At 43.5% G+C, this 19,891-nt stretch carries 14 protein-coding genes; 6 read left to right on the forward strand and 8 right to left on the reverse strand.

Annotation, left to right across the window (positions count from 1 at the left end):
- Window positions 1-440: 440 nt before the first annotated feature.
- The 7 genes from INT03_RS04285 to INT03_RS04315 form a co-directional block, all read right to left on the reverse strand.
- On the reverse strand, window positions 441-1,088 hold the full coding sequence (locus INT03_RS04285; protein ID WP_193007780.1) for a transposase: 648 nt from the start codon (window positions 1,086-1,088) through the stop codon (window positions 441-443).
- A gap of 459 nt (window positions 1,089-1,547) precedes the next feature.
- A complete protein-coding gene (locus INT03_RS04290) occupies window positions 1,548-2,813 on the reverse strand; it encodes a type III PLP-dependent enzyme (protein ID WP_193007781.1) in 1,266 nt (421 codons plus the stop codon).
- A gap of 55 nt (window positions 2,814-2,868) precedes the next feature.
- A complete protein-coding gene (locus tag INT03_RS04295; protein WP_193007782.1) occupies window positions 2,869-4,923 on the reverse strand; it encodes an IucA/IucC family protein in 2,055 nt (684 codons plus the stop codon).
- Between the two features lie 52 nt (window positions 4,924-4,975).
- A complete protein-coding gene (locus tag INT03_RS04300; RefSeq protein WP_193007783.1) occupies window positions 4,976-6,235 on the reverse strand; it encodes an MFS transporter in 1,260 nt (419 codons plus the stop codon).
- Window positions 6,235-8,022, reverse strand: coding sequence for an IucA/IucC family protein (locus INT03_RS04305; RefSeq protein WP_193007784.1), 1,788 nt, complete (start codon window positions 8,020-8,022; stop codon window positions 6,235-6,237). The genes INT03_RS04300 and INT03_RS04305 overlap by 1 nt, the downstream gene beginning before the upstream one ends.
- A gap of 66 nt (window positions 8,023-8,088) precedes the next feature.
- Window positions 8,089-9,354 carry an ATP-grasp domain-containing protein gene (locus INT03_RS04310; RefSeq protein ID WP_193007785.1) on the reverse strand — a complete coding sequence of 422 codons (1,266 nt, stop codon included), beginning with the start codon at window positions 9,352-9,354 and terminating at the stop codon, window positions 8,089-8,091.
- Between the two features lie 290 nt (window positions 9,355-9,644).
- Window positions 9,645-11,825, reverse strand: a complete 2,181-nt coding sequence (locus INT03_RS04315; RefSeq protein WP_193007786.1) for a TonB-dependent receptor family protein — start codon at window positions 11,823-11,825, stop codon at window positions 9,645-9,647.
- Between the two features lie 272 nt (window positions 11,826-12,097).
- Here INT03_RS04315 and INT03_RS04320 point away from each other — a divergent pair, with 272 nt between their 5' ends.
- The 6 genes from INT03_RS04320 (at window position 12,098) to INT03_RS04345 (ending at window position 19,058) form a co-directional block, all read left to right on the forward strand.
- Window positions 12,098-14,185, forward strand: coding sequence for a TonB-dependent receptor (locus INT03_RS04320; RefSeq protein ID WP_226950361.1), 2,088 nt, complete (start codon window positions 12,098-12,100; stop codon window positions 14,183-14,185).
- A gap of 73 nt (window positions 14,186-14,258) precedes the next feature.
- A complete protein-coding gene (locus INT03_RS04325) occupies window positions 14,259-15,347 on the forward strand; it encodes an ABC transporter substrate-binding protein (RefSeq protein ID WP_193007788.1) in 1,089 nt (362 codons plus the stop codon).
- Between the two features lie 42 nt (window positions 15,348-15,389).
- A complete protein-coding gene (locus INT03_RS04330; RefSeq protein ID WP_193007789.1) occupies window positions 15,390-16,466 on the forward strand; it encodes a FecCD family ABC transporter permease in 1,077 nt (358 codons plus the stop codon).
- A gap of 178 nt (window positions 16,467-16,644) precedes the next feature.
- Complete coding sequence (locus INT03_RS04335) at window positions 16,645-17,589, forward strand: FecCD family ABC transporter permease (RefSeq protein ID WP_296293324.1); 945 nt, start codon at window positions 16,645-16,647, stop codon at window positions 17,587-17,589.
- Window positions 17,589-18,356, forward strand: coding sequence for a Fe(3+) dicitrate ABC transporter ATP-binding protein FecE (gene fecE, locus INT03_RS04340; protein ID WP_055125553.1), 768 nt, complete (start codon window positions 17,589-17,591; stop codon window positions 18,354-18,356). The genes INT03_RS04335 and fecE overlap by 1 nt, the downstream gene beginning before the upstream one ends.
- Before the next feature lie 501 nt (window positions 18,357-18,857).
- Complete coding sequence (locus INT03_RS04345) at window positions 18,858-19,058, forward strand: hypothetical protein (RefSeq protein WP_193007790.1); 201 nt, start codon at window positions 18,858-18,860, stop codon at window positions 19,056-19,058.
- 94 nt (window positions 19,059-19,152) lie between these two features.
- Here the strand turns inward: INT03_RS04345 and INT03_RS04350 are convergent, their stop codons facing one another.
- A complete protein-coding gene (locus INT03_RS04350) occupies window positions 19,153-19,521 on the reverse strand; it encodes a hypothetical protein (RefSeq protein WP_193007791.1) in 369 nt (122 codons plus the stop codon).
- Between the last annotated feature and the right edge of the window lie 370 nt (window positions 19,522-19,891).

The raw sequence follows: 19,891 nt of genomic DNA on the forward strand, positions 1-19,891 counted from the left end.
TAACAGGAGAATAAGCAATGACTACTCAATCTGACATTAAAAAACTGGCTGAGCAAATGGCTGGTAGCATGAACAGCTTCGATGACATCAAAGACTTCCAGAAGCAGCTCATGCAATCCTTTATCGATACTGCTTAGAATAGGCGAGATGGAAGACCATCTCGCCTATTCTAAGCATGAGAAGGCAGATAAACCTAATAAGCGCAACGATCACACTAAAAAGACCGTCCGCAGTGACACAGACGATCTTGATATCTTGACCGTAAGAGACCGTGATAGCAGCTTGGTTTCGAGAGTTACTGACAACATATTAGCTGACATCATCGCATGGCAGAACAGACACCTTAATAGGATCTATCTTATCGTCTCTCAAAATTCATTTTTGAGGCTAAAGGATAATCGGTACTATTTAAAGAAGGGGTGTAATGGACATAATTCATGCTATTTGAGAGATTTTAACCCTAAAAATTCTTTAATAAACCGTAACTTACGTCTCTCATTTAGCCCATGATGACTGTGTAATTGTCGCTTCAACTCACTGAATAATCCTTCAAGAGAATTGGTGGTATTTGGTATATCTAAGTGGTCGTATTCTTGACAAGTGAATAGTCCATCACTATTGGTTCTCAGACTACGATAAGCACTTCTAAGACGTTTGTGGGTGTACCACGTTTTACCCGTATATTCATTAGTACTACGCTCATTGAGATAGGCTTCATGAGTCACATACCAGTGATCTAAGCGCTGTATGAAGGCCTCTTTATCAAGCAGTTTTATTTCTAAAGTAAGTCGTCTAAGCTCGATACTGGCACTGTTCTTAGGACGACGAGTGAGGTAGCGGGTCACTATTTGCGCCTGATGAAACTGGCACATCTGGTAAGGGGTGTGGGTGAATAAAGTACGCAGTCCTCGTCTACCATCACAGGTGATGCTTTGTATATCAACGCCTAACGATGCTAGATGATCAATTCCTTGTTTGTAAGCGCTGTTGGTTTCATGACTCACTATCGCGTAATAAAGTACGGTTCTAGTGGTATTGTCCATAAAGATCATTAAACCAAACTTGCGACCAAAGTAAGTGGTGTCCATGATGATATTAGCAGTCTTTGGTCGCTTAATCTGATACTGGGTACTGACTTTATCTAAGCGTCTTTGAATGGTGTTGAGACTACAGTGATATTTATTAGCCAGCTGTTGGTAGGTCTGTTTTCCCTGAGTGTATTCTGTCCAAATGGTTTGGTTATTGAGTCTTGTGCCACCTAAAAACTGCCGTCTGCAAGCGAGACATTGATACTGCTGTTTGCCAAGCTTGCGTCCGTTCTTCTTGGTGTGTTTTTCACGACAAAAAGGGCAGTTTTTTGATTCATGGCGTTGATTCCTTGCAAATATAGACAGTATATAGCGTTAAACCCTACGCCAGCATGAAAAATGTCCATTACACCTAGACATATTAGATCTAATCCTCACTAGTTCTGTATCGCCAGTAAGCTTACCTGCCGGACTGTCACACTCAAACCAGATTTTTCTTTATAGATTAGCCTTATCCGTTTATAAAAAAATCATTTTGGGTGGCTCATGCATTAAGAAGTTTTGGTGAGATATATTCCAAGCGTAAGCGCCTGCTAAGGTAAAAACAAGATAATCTCCGATATGCAGCGCGTCAATCCATTGGTCTTTTGCCAGTATGTCTTTGGGTGTACAAAGCTGGCCGACAAGGGTTGCCCTAGTGCCCGTAATGGCAGCTTGCGCTATCAGATTTTCTGATGGTTCGGCTACCATTGTATGGCTCATGCGGCGCGGTACAATATAAAAAGGATGGTTGTGCTGCTGGGCGGCGGGCGTTCTAAAATGATGCGTGCCGCCATGACCAATCACAAATGTCTCGCCAAGATTTTTTTTAATATCCAGCACTTCCATAACATAATAACCACAGGGCGCCGTGATAAACCGTCCAATCTCGAACCTAACCATAAACTGCGGATTTTCCGTTAACATGCTAGCAAGCTGCTGACAGAATACTTGCCACTCAAAATGCTGCGGCCGCTGATCATAGTGAATACCAATGCCGCCGCCCACGTTGATGGTCAGTTTTGAGGGCAGCGATGGATAATCCTGCTGCCACTTCTTGACCACCTCTATATAGCGCTGCATTAACAACAGGTGACGCTCGACTGATAATTGATGTGACATCAAGTGAAAATGAAATCCACAGAATTCAATAAATGGACTTGAGTCGATGATAGCTAGCGCTTGCTTGAGATGGGTTTCATCCAGCCCAAAGGGGGTAGGCTTGCCGCCCATGACCAGCTTACTGCTGCCGATGTCACCAATATCAATATTCATCCGTAAAAATATATGGACGGGAAGCTGTAAGGACTGACTCAAGGTTTGGATGCGATTCAGCTCGACCAGACTCTCCACATGAATGGTATCGATTTGCTGTTGTATGGCTTGCTGTAGATCTGAGGTCAGCTTACCCGGTTCACCAAAAATAATAGGATGGTTCGGCTGGTGGGTCTGTAGCCAATTAAGCTCGCCTGAAGAAGCAGCCTCAAACCCATCGACATGATCTGCCAAGGTGGATAGTATTTCAGGCTCTGCGTTGGCTTTGATGGCATAAAACAGCTGCGTATTAGCAGGCAAGCAGTGCTTCATGGTTTTTATCCGCTCTGCTAAAGATTCTAAGTCATAAATGTAAGCACACAGCGGAGTCGACTGCGTACTATGTTCATGAATAGCATTTATAATTTTTGCAGGCAGTAGATGATTATCTGCTAGCGGGGCTGAGTGGGTTGGTGTCATGTCAGTTGTCATTTTACGAGTGCCTTTTAATCTGGTTTTTAGTCTGATACATAGGGATTATGAGGTTTTACAGTAGCGTCATTGTCTGGCTTTCTGTTTTGGCAGTGAGCACAGAGGGCTGCCACGGGCAAGGCAGCATGACGTAGGCAGAATGCTTATCAGCAAGCGTGAGCAATCGAGTCTTATAATTGGTCTTGCTGGGTAAGCTGCCGCCGTCTAACAAATCTTGAATTTCAGGCTGAGGACCATATACTAGTTGCCAATTGATCAATATCTCTTTGACATGCTGCCAAAGTCGCGCCTCTAATTTCTTAGCTGATTGCGCGTCTCGGCATAAATAAAAGATGGCCTCACTAAGATTATTCACAAAAACGCAATAAGCGATACGTGACCATCCTGCCGCTCTAGAATAGTGGATAGACTGTTTGCAGCGCTCAGACAAATCGGTCGCGTCAGCAAGCGACCAAAGGCTATCCACCAGCTTGGTGCCTTCTAAATCTCGAATCCACACGCATGTCGGCAGGCCTCGATGAAAGCCAATCACCGTGTTTTGTAAATGCGGCTCAAACACAACGCCATGGTTAAAAAAGTAATCAAACGTGCCGTCAATCAAAATATTGGCATAACGGCTGAACCATAAACAGGCTAGGGTATCATAGGATGCGCGCTCATTATTATGCTGATCACGGCGGTTACAGCGCTGCTGTAGCTGACGCTCGATAACACTGTCTCCGAACCTATCCTCGGTAAATAAAGCAGCAGCCACTTGCGGCGTTAGGTATTTGATATCATCTGTCGTAAAAGACTCTCGGAACAACAAACCAAAGGACTCGGTAATAAACTGAGCCGCGCTGGCATCGCCATCGGGGAATTTGGCGCTCATATCAAGGGTGGCAGCCCCAGGCTCCAACATTAGCTTAAAAGCGGGCGCAGTCAGGCGTTTGCTGCGATCAATTTTTTCTAAAATGCTATTTAGATAAACGGCACTGTGTAGCTCATACCAAGCGTTTTTGCGAATGCAATTGGTTAAACGAACATGGATGGAGCATTTAATAAAATGCGACAGCTGATCATGATATAAGGTGCGCACCGACGAGGTTGGGGACACCACCTTACCCGTCAGGCCAATCGGTATCATATATCCTGATGCAATTGCCCGCTTGATGGTCGGATTTGCTAAGATGCCATCGGCTTCCCATGGATGACAAGGGTAGTAGACCCAGTCGGTGTCGCTATCGGTATTTAAACCGTCGGAATTTAAACTGTTAGTATTTAAGCTGTTAATTTCTGAATTCACGGGCGCTAATAATTCATCAGTAAGTAAGGTGTGCGCGATATTGCGCAGGACGGTTTTGGTGTCTTTGCCAATATAGCTGACGAGGGAGGAGTCAACTTTAAACCAAAACAAAGCAAACTGGCTTTGGGTCTCGGGCGAGTGCGCCAATAAAGACGTCATATCGACCCCTTGCCGGCTTTTCGGCGACGGATGATACGCATGACCCCACGGCAATGCTTGTTCGCTATCTATATAGCCATTAACGGTGGATTTATCTTGCCGGTAGCTAGTGGCGTGGTTGCTAGAGGCCTGCAAAAAAGCGGTTGTCACGCTGATGCTATTATCAATCTGATGCTTTAGCTCTTGATTGATATCGATTTGATAACGCGTAGCAATATAATTGTGCAGATAATCGACCAATTGATGAATGTTGAGGCACGCCCATGATTGACCGCGAGCTTTTAGCCAAGGCGCTCCGCTTGGATGGCTCTTGCCTAGATGACTAAAATACGCCACTGGCAATACGATTTTTGCAGAAGCAGCCTCATTAGCGACAGGAAATCGAATCGTCAATAGTTGTGTGTTCAGGTCAGCGCGGTTATCACGTAGACACAGTGGTAAATCGTCATCAGACTCATCAATGCTTAGGTCTTGATAAGGAATGGCAAACTCACGAAGATAACAATTGATGATATTTGTCACTGTATGCTGCTCAGACTTGTACTGATGATACTGCGACAGCAGACTTGGCACTGGGGTGCTTTTGACTGATTTACTGGGTCGTAAAATATTTGGTATTAAGTGATTTAGTATCGAGTTATTTGGTAGTGAATAGTTTGGTTTCATAAGTGATGTCTTTTTTTTAATGTTTTAGAGTAATTGTTGTTGGTAGTTCCCTTTACACAGTCTTGCTATATTTTTCTTGATACATTTTGATGGTTATTATCGCGATAACTGCCATCATTGCTGAGAGAACAAACGGAGAGAGCAAACCAAACATCGGTACAAATAAAGTGACTGACAATCCTGCTAGCACGCCGCCCCATTTTGCTAGCGCATCATAGCGAGAGAATATTTTGCCGCTATGTTTAGACTGATTGGTATCCGCCATTTGTGCATGCAGGCTTTGGTAACACATAAACATGCCAACGCCAAATAGCATTCTAGCCAACCAAATCAAGGCAAGATAATCCGTCATATGCAGTAAAACCGCACTCGCTAATACCGCAAAACCAAGGCTTAAGGACATTGCTGGCATACGATGACTGATGCGTCCATAGAGCAGCTGGCAGATCAGATATATGGCATGAGGCATGGCATATAACTGTCCTATTTCAGCGCTGCTAAGCCCAAAGCTTTTGGCAAATGGCAAAAAGTATGGAAAAGTCGCTACCATACAAAAGGCTAAGAAAAATTGCAGCAGCGATATAAACAGATAAGGATTGTCGAAAAAAGTTACGCCCGTTATTGCTTGCACTGAGTCATGGGTCTGCTTTTTATCGCTTTTGGCTTTTTTACTGTTACCGTTGTCATTTTTGGTTGTTGTAGATGCTTTTGGCAATTGGGTAGTCTTGGGGCTTGTATCGGTATTGTCTGCTTTGATAACGTCTTTTTTTAGCAAAAAGCTGAGCAGTAGGGCTAAGAGCGGCAGGATGGCAAGCACGCGATACAAACTTAACACCTCGTAATGATGCACCAAAAATCCCAGCCCAATTGGGGCGGAAATCAGGGCAAGCCGCGCCGAAAACTGAGTAAAATTTAGCATCTGTTGTAAGGCGTTTTTATCAGTGATACTTGTTGCCAAATAAGCGTTTGATGCCGCCATTGTCCCGCCAAACAGCCCCTGAACGCTCAGTCCGATGATAAGCTGCCATAAAGACTGGGAAAATCCGCATATCAAAAACCCCACCGCCAAGCCAAGCTCCGCCCGTAACAAGGAGGTCTTGCGACCATACGTATCAGCAAAACGTCCCCAGTATCTGGCAGCGATGGCGGTCATCAGGGTCGGTAGTATAAACAGCAACCCAACCCAGCCTGATTGCAATGGCGCATTTAGCTCTTGGAGCATGATTGGCAAAAACAACGGCATACCTAACGCAGAAAACGCAGACAGGTAGTGACAACATAGGACAATTGCCACCATCATTCGATAGTTCATTACGAGTCCTGCTTGTGTCGCTGCATAAGCTTTAAGGTGTTGGGTGCTGATTTGCCATAAAACTTATTGATATCAGTCGCGCCAGACTGCTCTTTTGACAACAGACTGCCAGCAGACAGCAAGTATTTGATATACCAATGCTGGCTCTCTAATAAGATTTGCTGTGCAAGATGAGTGTCGTAACCTTGCTTGGATAAGCTGTGTAATGTCGTATCAATACCGCTTAGGAGGGTTTGATAGGCCTGATGACGATCGATGATGGCATGGGCGCTCATCATCTCGATAATGGCGGTGATGTCGAGCTGGAGCGTGATGGTCAAAAACATCTGCGCCAACGCCAACTCATCTTCGACGACGATACGTTGATCTTTAATCGCCTTGATGTCTATCAAGTTGTCGAGGCCAGCTTGCGCCATGGCCGTGTTAAACCTTAGTGGATAAAGGCGTGCAGAGTCATTGTCTTTCATAAGTAAGGTCATCGTTCGGCTATGGTGATCAAAGACAATGACAGCATTTTGCTGGTTGGCTTCTAACGCAATGCCGTATTTTATCCAAAGTGTCAAATGGACATGGCACAACAGGCCAATGTAGTCTTTTAACCAACGCTGACTATCCCCGTCATAAAAAATATCAATTAAGTGGCTGACAAAGGGGCGACCATCCGGCATGACGCTGCCAAATGCTGCCACCGGGACAGGAGTTTTACCCATTAGATTAATGTCATCATAGCGTCTGACGATAAAGGCGAGGGTTTTATCATCGCCCATATGACCACCTAGGCTTTCGTCGTAATGGGCATAACACCCTTGCAGCGCAGCATCATTTTTTTCAATCAACTGTAAGGTACGCTGAAACCAGTGACCATCATAAATGGTTGAGGGTTTGATGAGACGCACGTTTTTATTGCCCAAGGTGCGGGCGATGAGCGGTACTTTGATATGGATATTTGGCGCATCGCAGCACACCACCGTGCGCACAGATAAGGTTGGTTGTACGCTGAGCGCTGACTTGGGGGCCAATATAATTTGTAGCGACGCCTCCTTGAGAGCATGCTGTTGTAGCAGCGGCAAGGTGAGCGGATGTACTGGGAATAGGTAATGCGTCTGTTGCAGATCACGACTGAGACCGACGTCGGCAAAGCTTGGCCAAATATCAGGTAGCTTGGTGCTGATAGTGGCTAATGTTTTTGAGATAGCAACCCAATGTAGGCGAAAGGTTGGTGCAAATTCTGGACTATAGGCTGCAATATCAGATGCGTCTAGGCCAAGCTTGGCTCGGGCAGTCGGATAATAAGGATGATCCAAATACGAGGCGACTTGATCGGCATATAGCAAACGCTCAGACCAGCTTGGGTATTCAGTAATATTACGTACAAGATAGCAGCATTGAGACTCAAACCCTCGGCGTGCTAACGCCCGGTGTTCGGTAGCACAATCAAGCTCAAGCAGATAGCTATCAAGCGCAGTCTCAGAGGCATCTGGCAACTGCTTGAGAACAGCGACAAAATCTTTATAATCATGCTTGATAGCGTAACCGTCTGAGTTTTTTTGCAGCCACATTGGGCTGGCAAGTTGCCAATATTGCATATAATCACTGGCCGCAACAGGCAAGCAATTGGTTTGGTCAGGTGAGGTTATCTCTAGCCATAATGTCTGCTGTTTTAGCACTTCTGGAAGGTTAGGAAGATCAAATTCTGTTTCTATAATAGTGCTATCTGATAGCAAGCCATAGACATCTTCGCGGATACAGGTGTTGATAAAGCGTTCGGTAATATATTGTTTGTCCATTATAAATTCTCAAAATATAACAAGTTAAAAACTAAAAGTTAAATAGGTAACAGGTAGATCTCACGTTTATGCGTCAAACTGCCATTGCAAACTTGCTATGGCATCGTTTAGTACGTCATTTATGGTGTTTTCACAATCAGAATAAGCCAGTAGTCGGCTTAAATAGTCTTTATTAGAGTGGGTAAGGTGAATGGTTTGATGTTGTTGTTTTAGCGGCTGATGGATGAGAGTTGTCTGCTGCATTTGCTTATTAAAGGGGCTGGGTGCTGTGCAAATGGTGCCAGATTGAGGTGCAACAATATAATGAATGCGTGCATGGGTGCTGATGGCAAGTGCTCCGTACTCGGTCTCTAGCTCAGCAATGCTGACCCCTTGATGTAGTCGAATAATGGTATCAAACCAAGGGTAGTGCGCCATATCATCTAATAAAAACTCTCTGCCATCGCCGATGCTGCGATAGTTGATTTCAACCAAATGTATCGCGCCCGTTGGGGTAATAATAAACTCACTGTGACAGACGCCAAGCCCCACACCGATATCTTGTAAAATCGCCAAACAGCGCTCACGGTACTGTACACATAAGGGCGTGTTCCACACTGCATCAAGCTCTACAAAATGTGGCGGCTCAGTCAACGTTACTTCAAAGCCGCCTACCGCCACCAAACGCTCACCATCGCTAAGTGTCTCTAATGTCATTAAGCGCCCAGCCACATAGGACTCAACTAAAATAGGTAAGGTTTTTGACTGCCAAAAATCTTGGCAATAGCTGAGTAGCTCATCTTTATCCATACAAAGCTGCACATCCATGCTCGCGACGCCTTGCTTGGGTTTGGCAACTAAAGGAAAGCTGATGGCAGGATTGTTGATAGTAAGGTTGTCGATGGCACAAGTGTCAAGGTATAAGTCTTTGGCGTTTAGCAGCTGATATCCAGCTTGGTATAAGTGAGCAGATTGTAGCTGTGTTCTCATTAAGTACTTGTCTTTAAAGACTAAGCAATGACGCCAGTCTTTACTAGGAAGATGGAAGAAGTCCGCGACGATGGCGGTTGCGGCTTGTAGATGGTCGCTATTACTAAAGACCAGATTGGGCAAGATATGATGATTGTTTAAGGTATCAATGATTGCTAAAGGATTAAACACATCGCATTCCAGAATGCTGATTTGCGCCCCTAGAGGCATTGCTATTAACGCATCCATGTGTGCGTCTTTATCATCGGTTATGATAATTAATTGACTGTCAGGTGCGTGCCTAAATTTCAATAAGGCAGGGATAAAACCTTCAATAACTGCATCATTGACCACATGAGTGATCAGAACCGTCGCATAGGACATAGAGCTTTCCTTTTTTGATGAACCAAAAATAAAGAATAAACAGAGATGTTATTTTTCATGCTCATGATATTAATGATAATCATTTGCAATTAAGTTGCAAAAAATAATGTCCTATTAATGTCTGAAATCTACTAAAAGTTTTTAAGAGAGGGGTTTAAATGCGAAGGTAAGCAGTGAAAATTGATAAAAGAGACAGGCAAGTTACAATATATTATTGAAAATAAAAGCAAATCCATTTCAGATTTGCTTTTATCGCTGCAAGGTATTTAAGAATTAAGATTTACTAACCCTTAAAATTGATAGTTGAGTCCCAACTTGTACGAGCGTCCGGGTGCAGGATAGCGACCGACAGGACTGGTATCAATACCGCGGAAATAATACTGCTCATCAAATAAATTGTTGATACCGAATTGAACAGACAGCTTTTCATTCTTGGTGTCTTGCAATGTTTTTTGTAGACTCAAGTTCCAAACTTGATAAGCAGGTGTCTCGCCAATGCCTCCGTCTTTGCTTTCTACTACCTTGTTGGCATTATCAGCATAAGCTTTGTCATAGTAAACACCAGATAAAGTAGCATTGTAATCTTGATGCTTATAACTGGCGTGCCAGCCCAACTGATGTGGCGAGCTGTATGGCAGTTGATTGCCTTTATCTTTTCCTTCTTTCAGCGTGGCATCAAGATAGTTGTAACTCAGACCAACATCGAGGTTTTTGAAAGTTTTTGGGCTATAAGTAATCGCAGTCTCTAAGCCTTGGTGCAGTGTACGACCCACATTATCGAAGCTTTGCTCTGCACTGTTCCATTGCAGTTGATCTTTAAAATCTATGCGATACAGTCCTAAATTGGCTTGCAAATTATCGGTGGTATAGCGTGTACCTATTTCATAGTTCCATGCCAGCTCACTGCCTTCTTCACCGATACCGCGAATATTAGCAATTTGCGGCGTTCTTAGGGATTTTTGCGCGTTGGCATAAATCAGCCATAGATTATCATCAGATTTATTTAAGGCATAAGACGTTGTGAGTCCAGGTAGCCATTCCGTAATGGTGTTGTCTGTTTGCGTGTTATTGCCAGCATCATTAAATGTCATTTTTGCATTCTCGTAACGAATACCAGGGGTGACTTTTAGACGCTCATCCAGAAAGCTCATCTCATCGCTAAGATAAGCGGCCCATGCATCGGTTTGTAGATTCCAATCACGGGGCGTGGTGGTCGTGCCATCCGCAAACTTGGTTTGCGTCAGTTTATAATCGATGTCTTCATTGACGTAGCGCATGCCACTAATTAAGTGATGTTTGATATTTTTGCTATCACCAAGCTTCACAGAAAACTTCGGCTCTACGCCATAAACAGTAAACTCGCGAGGTGAGGTACGCAGGCTGTCTGCTACAATAGCAGGGTCTGCCCAATGTACACCTTGTTTGTTCGCTTGTGAGTTAAATCCCCACTCAAAGTTACGCGTGGCATGATGGCCAAAGGTCGTCAGGTCTAAGACAGCTTCATCACCGAAATCCAAGTAGTTTTTGTACTTAGCATGCCAGCGCGTTGATTTGCCTTGATAAGCTTCAAATGGGCGTTGACTCTTTCCAACATCTTGCTCATAGGCAGCAGGTGAAAGCGCACCTGACATTTCTGTATCAGCATCATAGTATTGCAAGAACCCTTCTAGTTCCTGATTGTCGTCGATATACCAAAGGGCTTTTGCTTGTAGGTTAGTGATTTCAGTTTCTGAGTGATCTCTAAAGCTGTCACCTTTGATACCATTGGCTTCTAACTGTACGCCAAAGTCATCATTTAACCAGCGACTGTGCCGCGCGTATAAACTGGTCAATGGCTTACCGTTTTGCTCAAAGACGGTTAAGTTGGTGCCAATTTCAGTTTGAGTGTCTTTCGCTATAGGTTTGGTGATGAGGTTAATCACACCGCCGACATTATTTGGGCCATATTGGATTGCAGCCCCGCCGCGTACGACATCGATACGCTCAAGGTTATCAAGGGTCGCTGGAAAGATAGACTGACCAGTGTGACCGTAAGGCGCCAAGGTTAAGGGAATGCCATCCATTAAAAATTGCGCCTGCCCACTGCGGCTAGCATGTAGACCACGGATAGAAATGTTAGGTAATACACCTGTGCCCGTTTCATCGTCAATTTTGACACCTGGAATAAACTGTAATGCACCGTCAATTGAGTTGCTCACGGTTTTCTCAATGAAATCGTTATCGATTACCGTGCGATTACCGGCAAATGCTTTTACCTGATTAGCACTAGAATCCCCTAACGTCTCTGCAGTTACAATGATTGGCGCTGCGGTAAAGGAAGGTATTTGTGTCTCTGCTTGATGATTGATGGCGCTGTCTGAATGCGTTTTAGAACTGGTTTTTTTGCTGGCAGGTGTTACATCAGCGCTACTTTGTTGATAAATACAAAGCAACGCTAAACAAAGTGCTGAACGTTTAAAAAAAATAACCATAATTATTCCAAGTATTTAGCGTGTATTTATAAGAGTTGAAAATGGACAGTGTTACTAAAACGTTGCAATTATAAACAGTAATGGTTATCATTTGCAAAACTATTATCATTCATACATATAGAGGATATAAGCTTAAGACGCTATTTTTGTTTTAAGTATTTCAGCAGAAAATAATCAAATAGCCAGTCGTTATTTAAAGATTTCTACCTTAAACGCTGCTCGCTAAGAGTTGGTATTCTCACTTATTCTTCACGCATTCTATGGTCCTGTATATGCCTAATAAACCACCCAAGCGACTAGTAATCGCGGTTCGTGCTCAACTTTGGTTAACCATAACAACGACAGGTTTGGTGATGGCGGTCAGCACGTCATCACTTGCTCAAGCAATACCTAACCAGCTATCAACAACAGAGCCATCTGTAACGCTTGCACCTATTGTGGTCACCGCCAAAAAATATGAAGGTTATGCCGCTTATGCGCCAACATCAGGAACTAAGACACAGACAGAATGGTTAGAGGTGCCACAGTCGGTATCGGTTGTTACTAAGACCGAGCTAGAAGATAGGGGTGCAGTGCGTGTGATGGACGCTATGAAAGGTGTTGCAGGTTTAAACAATACACTGGGTGAGGGCAGCCGAGATGAGTTTGTTATGCGCGGGTTTAACGGCTTGAACGATGTCTATAGCGATGGCATGCGCGATGATGGCAAATTGCAGTCCTATCGTAGCCTTGCCAATGTCGAGCGCGTAGAGGTGGTCAAAGGACCAGCAGGCGCTTTATATGGTCGCGGCAGTGCCGGTGGTATTATTAACCTCGTCAGCAAAAAAGCGGAAGGCGATGACTTTAACAAGGTGCAAGCGCAAGTGGGTAGCGATGGCTTAGCTGTGGCGCGTGTCGATAGCTCCCATAAATTATCAGATACCGTCAACGCGCGTATCAATGCTGAGTATCGCCGTAGTGACTCCTTCGTCGATCATGTCGATTCAAACGATGTCTTTATTGCCCCGACAGTGCGCTGGCAGCCGACTGATCAGCAAACCCTAGATTTCTCCCTTGATTTTATGCGTCAGCATCTTGTGCCTTATCGCGGCGTACCCTCCAAAGATGGCAAACCGGTTGATGTGCCCGTCAATACCTTTTATGGCGGCACCAATGATTACCAAGATTCAGACACTTGGCATGCGGCGGTCAATCATGAGTTTGATATCAACGATGATCTTAAATGGACCAATCGGGTGTCATACAGCCATATCACTTTAGAACAAAAAGGCACCCGTCAGTCATCAGCAGATGTGAAGGATGACAAAATTGGGCGCACCGTTAATAATTTTGGTTATGACCCACGCACCAGCAAAACGTTGCAGTCAGAGCTAGCTTGGAATAAAGGCAACCATGAATTATTATTTGGCGCTGATTACAATGACATTGACATTGATTTAACCCTTGCTACTGATAAAAATGTACCACCCACATCGGCAACCAACCCAAGCGCAGGTTCAACCCCCAACCCAGGGTTTCCTAAATTTCGTAAAAACAGCACCCAAAATGTCGGCGTCTTTGCGCAAGATGTCTATCATATTGGCGACTGGTCATTGGTGGGTAACGTCCGCTATGACAATATGCGCTTGAGTCAAAGCGCTAATGGTAAGGATAGTGGACTTAACGACGACAAATTCAGCTACCGCACAGGCGTCGTCTATAAGTTTAATGATGCCACCTCTGCTTATGCCACCGTAGCGCGTTCATGGCAGCTACCTTATTCTGGAACGTTTATCAATCCAAAATTGGGCGCACTGTATCAAACCGACCTAAAAGAGATTGGGGTGAAAACGTATTTAAATAATGACGATATTATGCTCAATGCCTCTCTCTATCGCATTGATAAAGAAGACCCAAAAACCAATGACAATCGCGAAGTGACAGATAAAGATGAGTTCCGTCATCAAGGTCTAGAGTTAGAGGCACGAGGTAAGCTACGTGATAACTGGGATGTGTCTGCAGGTTATAGCTATATTGACGCAGAAGATAAAAAAACGGGCCTAACGCCAAACGATGTACCGAACCAAACGTTCTCGTTATGGACAGCTTATCAACCTGATGACCAATGGCGTATTGGCGGCGGTGTGAACTATATTAGTGATCGCTATGCCGGAGATGCAGAGGCAGTCGAGCTAGCGGGTTATACGACCGTAGATTTAATGACCGCCTATAGCATGGGCAAACATAACCTGCAGTTGAATCTAAATAACGCTCTAGATAAAGAATATGCGCTGGGGGCTACTAATGGCCTCTCGGGCAAAAATCAAATTGGGCTTGGTGCGCCAAGAACGTGGCTGTTAACGTATAACTATGAGTTTTAACGAGTAAGTGTTAACGCCAAACTCTTATGTTCCTAGAGCTCGATCCATTTCATGATAGTAAGACAGGTTATTTATGAATCAACGTCCAAAGCTCACGCTTATACTACCTTTATTGGTCATCGTATTGATTGTCGTTGGCGGCATTGTTTTTATTATCAATCAAAAAAACAATGCTACGGCAACGCTACCATTGAATGCTGATAATGACATATCGGTAGCAGCCACTCAGTCAAATGCCAGTCGTGACATGAGCGACAATAATGGCGTGCTTCTGCTAACCGATGAAGAAATTAAAGTACGTTTGTCCAATCTAAGTAACTATCCGAATGACCCGAAGCGTATTGTGGTTTTGGAATACTCATTTTTAGGGGATGCATTAGCGTTAGGTCTGACGCCAGTTGGTATCGCCGATGACAATAAGCCTGACAGTATTATTGCCGAGTTTACCAAACAACTCTCGGATTACACCTCGGTCGGTTCACGCTATCAGCCAAGCCTTGAGGCCATTGCTGATTTAAAACCTGATCTGATTATTGCCGATGATGAGCGTCATACGGTCATCGCCGATGAGCTGAATCGCATCGCACCGTCGGTCGTACTAAAAAGCCGCGGTGAGAGTTATGTGGAAAATATCCAGACGGCGCAATTGGTCGGTCATATCGTCCACCAAGATAAAAAAATGTCGCAAGTTATCAATACCCATCTAAAGAAGATGGCAGATTTAAAGTCGCAATTGGCAACCACTCCTCTTGCTAACCACAGCGTTCAATTTGCGATTATCAGTGATAAAGGCATGTGGCTACATGGTCCAAGCTCGTATGCTGGCAGCTTACTTAATCATCTAAGTATCAAAAGTCCGATTCCTGAGCAAACAGGTGAGGCGTATATCGCAACCAGTTTGGAGCAATTATTGTCGGCCAATCCTGATTGGCTATTGATTGGGCGTTATAACGATCATACTATTTATGATGAATGGAAGTCCTCACCATTATTTAATCAGCTAACGGCGGTTAAAAACAATCAGGTCATCGAAGTCGATCCCAATTATTGGGCGCTTAATCGCAGTATGCAATCTGCTGAATACATGACCGCTGAGCTGCTTGAGATTGCATCGAGCCAAGGCGCAGAAGGTTCAAGTCCTTCTGTAAAAGAGTCAAATTAATGTGCCATTACAAGACTGTCTGTTTAAAGCAGGGCGGCTTTTATGGTTGAGACAAAACTGAGCCGCTCATCTTCTATCTCACTTAAACCTTCTATTGTAAAGCGTCCGATAATACGGGCGTTATTATGGTGTGGGTTATTAGTCATTTTACTGATTGGCTGCTGGCAAGGATTAACGGCGTATTCAAAATTCACCCTGTCGCTGACGGATTTATTTTCGTTATTGACGCAGCACAATACTCAAGCCTCATTAGCCGCGCAATTATTAATAGAGATTCGCCTGCCGCGCGTCCTTGTGGCGATTATAGTCGGTGCTAATTTGGCGGTAGTAGGACTGCTGATGCAGGTGATGACGCGAAATTCACTGGCCTCTCCTGCGGTATTGGGTATCAATGCGGGGGCAGCTTGTGTGGTGGCCTTATCCTCTATTGGCTTAGGGGTTAGCTTTTTAACCTCTACCTTTTTACAAGCGCTGGTCGGCGCACTGCTTTCTTGTGCTCTTGTTGCAGGATTGGCAGGTTACTTTTCTGGTCGTCCGGTGCATCCTGTCCGTCTTATCTTGTCGGGTGTTGCTATCAATGCGCTGCTGGTCGGTATGACACGAGCGGCGCTGATTACCACGGATGAGCAGGCGTATGGGGTATTGTATTGGCTAGCTGGCTCTATTGCCAATACGCGCTGGGAGTCCATTCCTATGCTTGCAATTATATCGCTGCTGACCTTGGGTTATGGCTGGTGGCTATCACCTAAATTAAATGTCTTGGTGCTGGGCGATGAAGTGGCGAGCAGCCTTGGGATAAAATTGCGAGCATTGCAATGGTCGTGCGGGGCATTGATTACTATATTAACGGCGGTCAGTGTGGCGGTAGCAGGTCCCATTGCGTTTGTAGGTTTGATTGTCCCGCATGTTGCCAAGCGTCTGTTAAAACAAGTATCGAACATGGCGTATGAGCAGCTTTTACCATTATCAATGCTGCTTGGCAGTATATTGATAGTATGGGCAGATGTCTTGTCACGGGCAGTGGCTTATCCGGCAGAGACACCGGTGGGCTTATTAACGGCATTGATTGGGACACCCGTTTTTATTGCGCTAGCATGCAGACGGCGACTGGATAGTTAATCAAGACGGCTAATTTTGTGCTTATGTTAATCAAAAGTGACTCAATACTTTATCAAGCAACCCTTTATCAAAAAATAAAAGTAAGTAACAAATGACAATAAGAACCAACGCTTCTGCATCGCTCTTACACTCATTATTTGCTCGTAAATCGGCAAGTAGGGCGGTGGGACTAATTATAGTGCTGCTATTTATACTAAGTATTAGCAGTATATTCTTTGGTGCCAGTGAATTAACACTAGTACAAATCTGGCAGCATTTACAGCAAGGATTTAGCGGTGACAAAGATTTTATTGTTTGGCAGCATCGATTGCCGCGCACGCTATTGGCCATATTGGTGGGCGCAAGTCTTGGTCTGTCAGGTTCCTTAGTGCAAGGGGTTATTCGTAACCCGTTAGCCTCACCTGACTTAATGGGTATCAGTGCTGGCGCAGGGTTCTGCGCGACTTTGTTACTGGTTATGCTTCCTACCGCCCCAACGTGGTGGTTATCTGTCGCAGCCTTACTTGGCGGCTTATTGGCGTTTTGTTTTATTATTCTACTGGCACAAATATCTCAGCCTACGCCAGCACGCTTGGCACTGATTGGTGTCGCCATTAGTGCCTTTTTAGCCAGTGGGATTAATTTTTTGTTGGTGCTTTATCCCGTTGAAATCAATACGGCAATGATTTGGTTGACCGGTAGCTTGTGGGGTCGCAGCTGGCAACATATTCCTATGCTGACTGTTATATTTGCCGCGTTGATGGTCATCAGCATGTATTTAGCGTGGCGTTTGGATGTGCTGGGGCTGGGTGAGGAGACAGCGTATCATCTTGGTGTATCAGTCAAACCACTAGAATTTAGCACTTTACTCATCGCAGTGGTGATTGCGAGTTTGGCTGTATCGGTGGCAGGGACGGTTAGTTTTATTGGACTGCTTGCACCGCATATCGCACGATTGCTCTTTGGGCATCAGCACCGCACCTTATTACCAGCGTCAGCGCTAATAGGCGCGATCATTTTAGTCAGCGCAGATGTATTGGCACGCAGTCTATTTGCGCCTATTGAATTACCAGCTGGCGTTTTAACCTCGGTGATTGGTGCGCCGTATTTTATCTTTCTGCTATCGCGCTATAAGGGGTGGTGATGCTATCAGTGAATGAACTCCAGCTTGGCTATCATGGTGGTCAACATATTATCAAAAACTTGTCACTTGAGCTGCCAGAAAATAAAGTCATTGGGCTCATTGGTCCAAATGGCTGCGGAAAATCGACACTGTTAAAAGGTTTATGCCGCTTGATTCAACCGCAATCGGGTAGTATTTTACTTAGAAAACAAGATATGGCGCAGTTAAATAATCGGCAGATTGCCCGTCAGATATCGGTATTGCCACAAGTGCAGACCAATCCTGAAGGCTTGAGTGTTAGACAATTGGTTGAATATGGTAGGACACCTTATGTCTCACATTGGGGCAAGCTAAGTGCTACCGATAACCAGATAGTAGATAGGGTCATGCATGAGATGGCGATTGATTCTTTGGCTGATACGCCGCTTGAAGCTTTGTCAGGCGGACAACAGCAGCGCGCTTGGATTGCGATGATTTTAGCCCAAGACACCGATATTATTATGCTTGATGAACCGACCACTTATCTGGATATCTCTTACCAAATAGAGCTGATGCGACTCATACGGGAATTAAAGGATAAGGGTAAAAGCATCATCGTTGTGCTACATGATCTTAACCAAGCGGCGAGATATTGTGATTTGTTAGTGGTACTAAAATCAGGCGAACTGCAAATGATGGGCAGCCCTCATGAGGTGATGACGGAGGGGATGCTGGCTGACATATTCGATGTGCAAGCCAAAGTGATTACCGACCCTGTCGCAGGCTCGCCAATGTGTGTGTATTTATAGCATACCTGTATTATCGATTAACTTGATGGAAGTTGTTCTTAAGTGTTTTAAACAGCTATAACTTAATTATATTAGTTAAATAATAAAGTTCTTTATTAGAATTAATCACTTACTAAACTCTATTTTTAACAGCCTCGCCTAATCAAAAAGCTAAGTAAAAACCTCTTATCATCTGTTCTCAATTATTTGACCATTGCAATCCATCTGAATAAGGCGTTACAAATTGAAAATCGAATACTGGGTAGGACTTATAATATGCGTTACTTATCTACTGCTTATTTTAGTGCCACTATGGGAGTGGAAATATAATGAAGACACTATATCTATTTATAGAAAAGTGCTGATTAGCCTTTTGATGATAGAGATAGTCTTGTTGTTTTTTTATGTGGTTCGATAAAGGGGCTTTGTTCATACTTCTCAGAGAGTTAATTCTCCGACAATCTTGAGGTAATTTAAGGTTCGTAGCTGGCTATTATTAAAAATTTATAGAAAGAGATTTAGATGCCAAATTTTATAGTTGTAGATAATGAAATTGTTAACCTATCGGAAATAAGACGGGTAACTGCGGATAAAAAGCGAATTACAATCATATTTCATTTAGGGTTTTGGAATGGTAACGCATTCAAACAATGTACTGACAACCAACATTTTGAAGAAGTTTTTAAGGATATAGTAACCAAGTTAGAAGCCGAGCATATTTGACTATACTAATTAGAACGCCCAGTTTTAGGTAGCAAGTCTTTCATCGTATTAGTAATCTATAACAGTTTTGTTATGCTTACTAAGCATAATTAAGTTAACCAAATATGCTATAGAGTATGACAGCAATAAGCAAAAGGGACGATATATCATCACCCAGTATTATCAATTTATGCCAAGTTTTACCCTTGTTGTTATCGTGCATAATAGAGCTACTATTGTAATGACTTATAAAATCATCATCACTTATAGAGTATCTTTTTTTCGATAAAGATATTTTTTGATCTAGATTTATAGGTATGACAACTTGCTTCAAAGCTGCTAAAAACACTCCTAGCCATATTAAGATGTTCGGTATATCTCTATCTATAAAAGAGGCTATGAAAAAACCAAAACTTAGGATTAAAGCCATAATAAAAAGCTTGCGGTAACTTCCTTTTGGGTAATCTAGGACAAATTTCCGCATCAAAAATCCTAATAAATGAACGTATGTTTATTTAAAATATTAAATAGTAATGTTAGTGATAATTATTGTCAATAAAGATATTCATAGCATCCTAAAGATACGGTACCCTAGTGAGGACTTGAACATTCATCTGTGCGCTATATACAGCAATAGATTAAGTTTTTGGAATGATGACTGTGTACTTCATTATGTACATGTAGTAAGAATTTCGAGAATATATTTTAAAAAGATAGTTCGCTTATGAAGTTAACTGAAAGCACTTAATAAAATTGCGTACTTTGCTAAATCAGTTATCATGACAACTTATCAAATGATGTGATGCTTTACTCAAATTCTTATGGCGTCTTATTAAGTATTATATAAATAATAT

Origin of the sequence: Psychrobacter sp. PG1 (genome assembly GCF_014897815.1) — a bacterium.
Classification (GTDB): Bacteria; Pseudomonadota; Gammaproteobacteria; order Pseudomonadales; family Moraxellaceae; genus Psychrobacter.

What these genes read in the sequence shown, in the direction of transcription:
- INT03_RS04345 (WP_193007790.1), top strand. Translation starts at nt 18,858, where the DNA reads ATGCCAAATTTTATAGTTGTAGATAATGAAATTGTTAACCTATCGGAA.
- INT03_RS04325 (WP_193007788.1), top strand. Translation starts at nt 14,259, where the DNA reads ATGAATCAACGTCCAAAGCTCACGCTTATACTACCTTTATTGGTCATC.
- INT03_RS04305 (WP_193007784.1), bottom strand. Translation starts at nt 8,022, where the DNA reads ATGGACAAACAATATATTACCGAACGCTTTATCAACACCTGTATCCGC.
- INT03_RS04300 (WP_193007783.1), bottom strand. Translation starts at nt 6,235, where the DNA reads ATGAACTATCGAATGATGGTGGCAATTGTCCTATGTTGTCACTACCTG.
- INT03_RS04290 (WP_193007781.1), bottom strand. Translation starts at nt 2,813, where the DNA reads ATGACAACTGACATGACACCAACCCACTCAGCCCCGCTAGCAGATAAT.
- INT03_RS04295 (WP_193007782.1), bottom strand. Translation starts at nt 4,923, where the DNA reads ATGAAACCAAACTATTCACTACCAAATAACTCGATACTAAATCACTTA.
- INT03_RS04315 (WP_193007786.1), bottom strand. Translation starts at nt 11,825, where the DNA reads ATGGTTATTTTTTTTAAACGTTCAGCACTTTGTTTAGCGTTGCTTTGT.
- INT03_RS04330 (WP_193007789.1), top strand. Translation starts at nt 15,390, where the DNA reads ATGGTTGAGACAAAACTGAGCCGCTCATCTTCTATCTCACTTAAACCT.
- INT03_RS04310 (WP_193007785.1), bottom strand. Translation starts at nt 9,354, where the DNA reads ATGTCCTATGCGACGGTTCTGATCACTCATGTGGTCAATGATGCAGTT.
- INT03_RS04350 (WP_193007791.1), bottom strand. Translation starts at nt 19,521, where the DNA reads ATGCGGAAATTTGTCCTAGATTACCCAAAAGGAAGTTACCGCAAGCTT.
- INT03_RS04320 (WP_226950361.1), top strand. Translation starts at nt 12,098, where the DNA reads ATGCCTAATAAACCACCCAAGCGACTAGTAATCGCGGTTCGTGCTCAA.
- INT03_RS04285 (WP_193007780.1), bottom strand. Translation starts at nt 1,088, where the DNA reads ATGGACACCACTTACTTTGGTCGCAAGTTTGGTTTAATGATCTTTATG.
- fecE (WP_055125553.1), top strand. Translation starts at nt 17,589, where the DNA reads ATGCTATCAGTGAATGAACTCCAGCTTGGCTATCATGGTGGTCAACAT.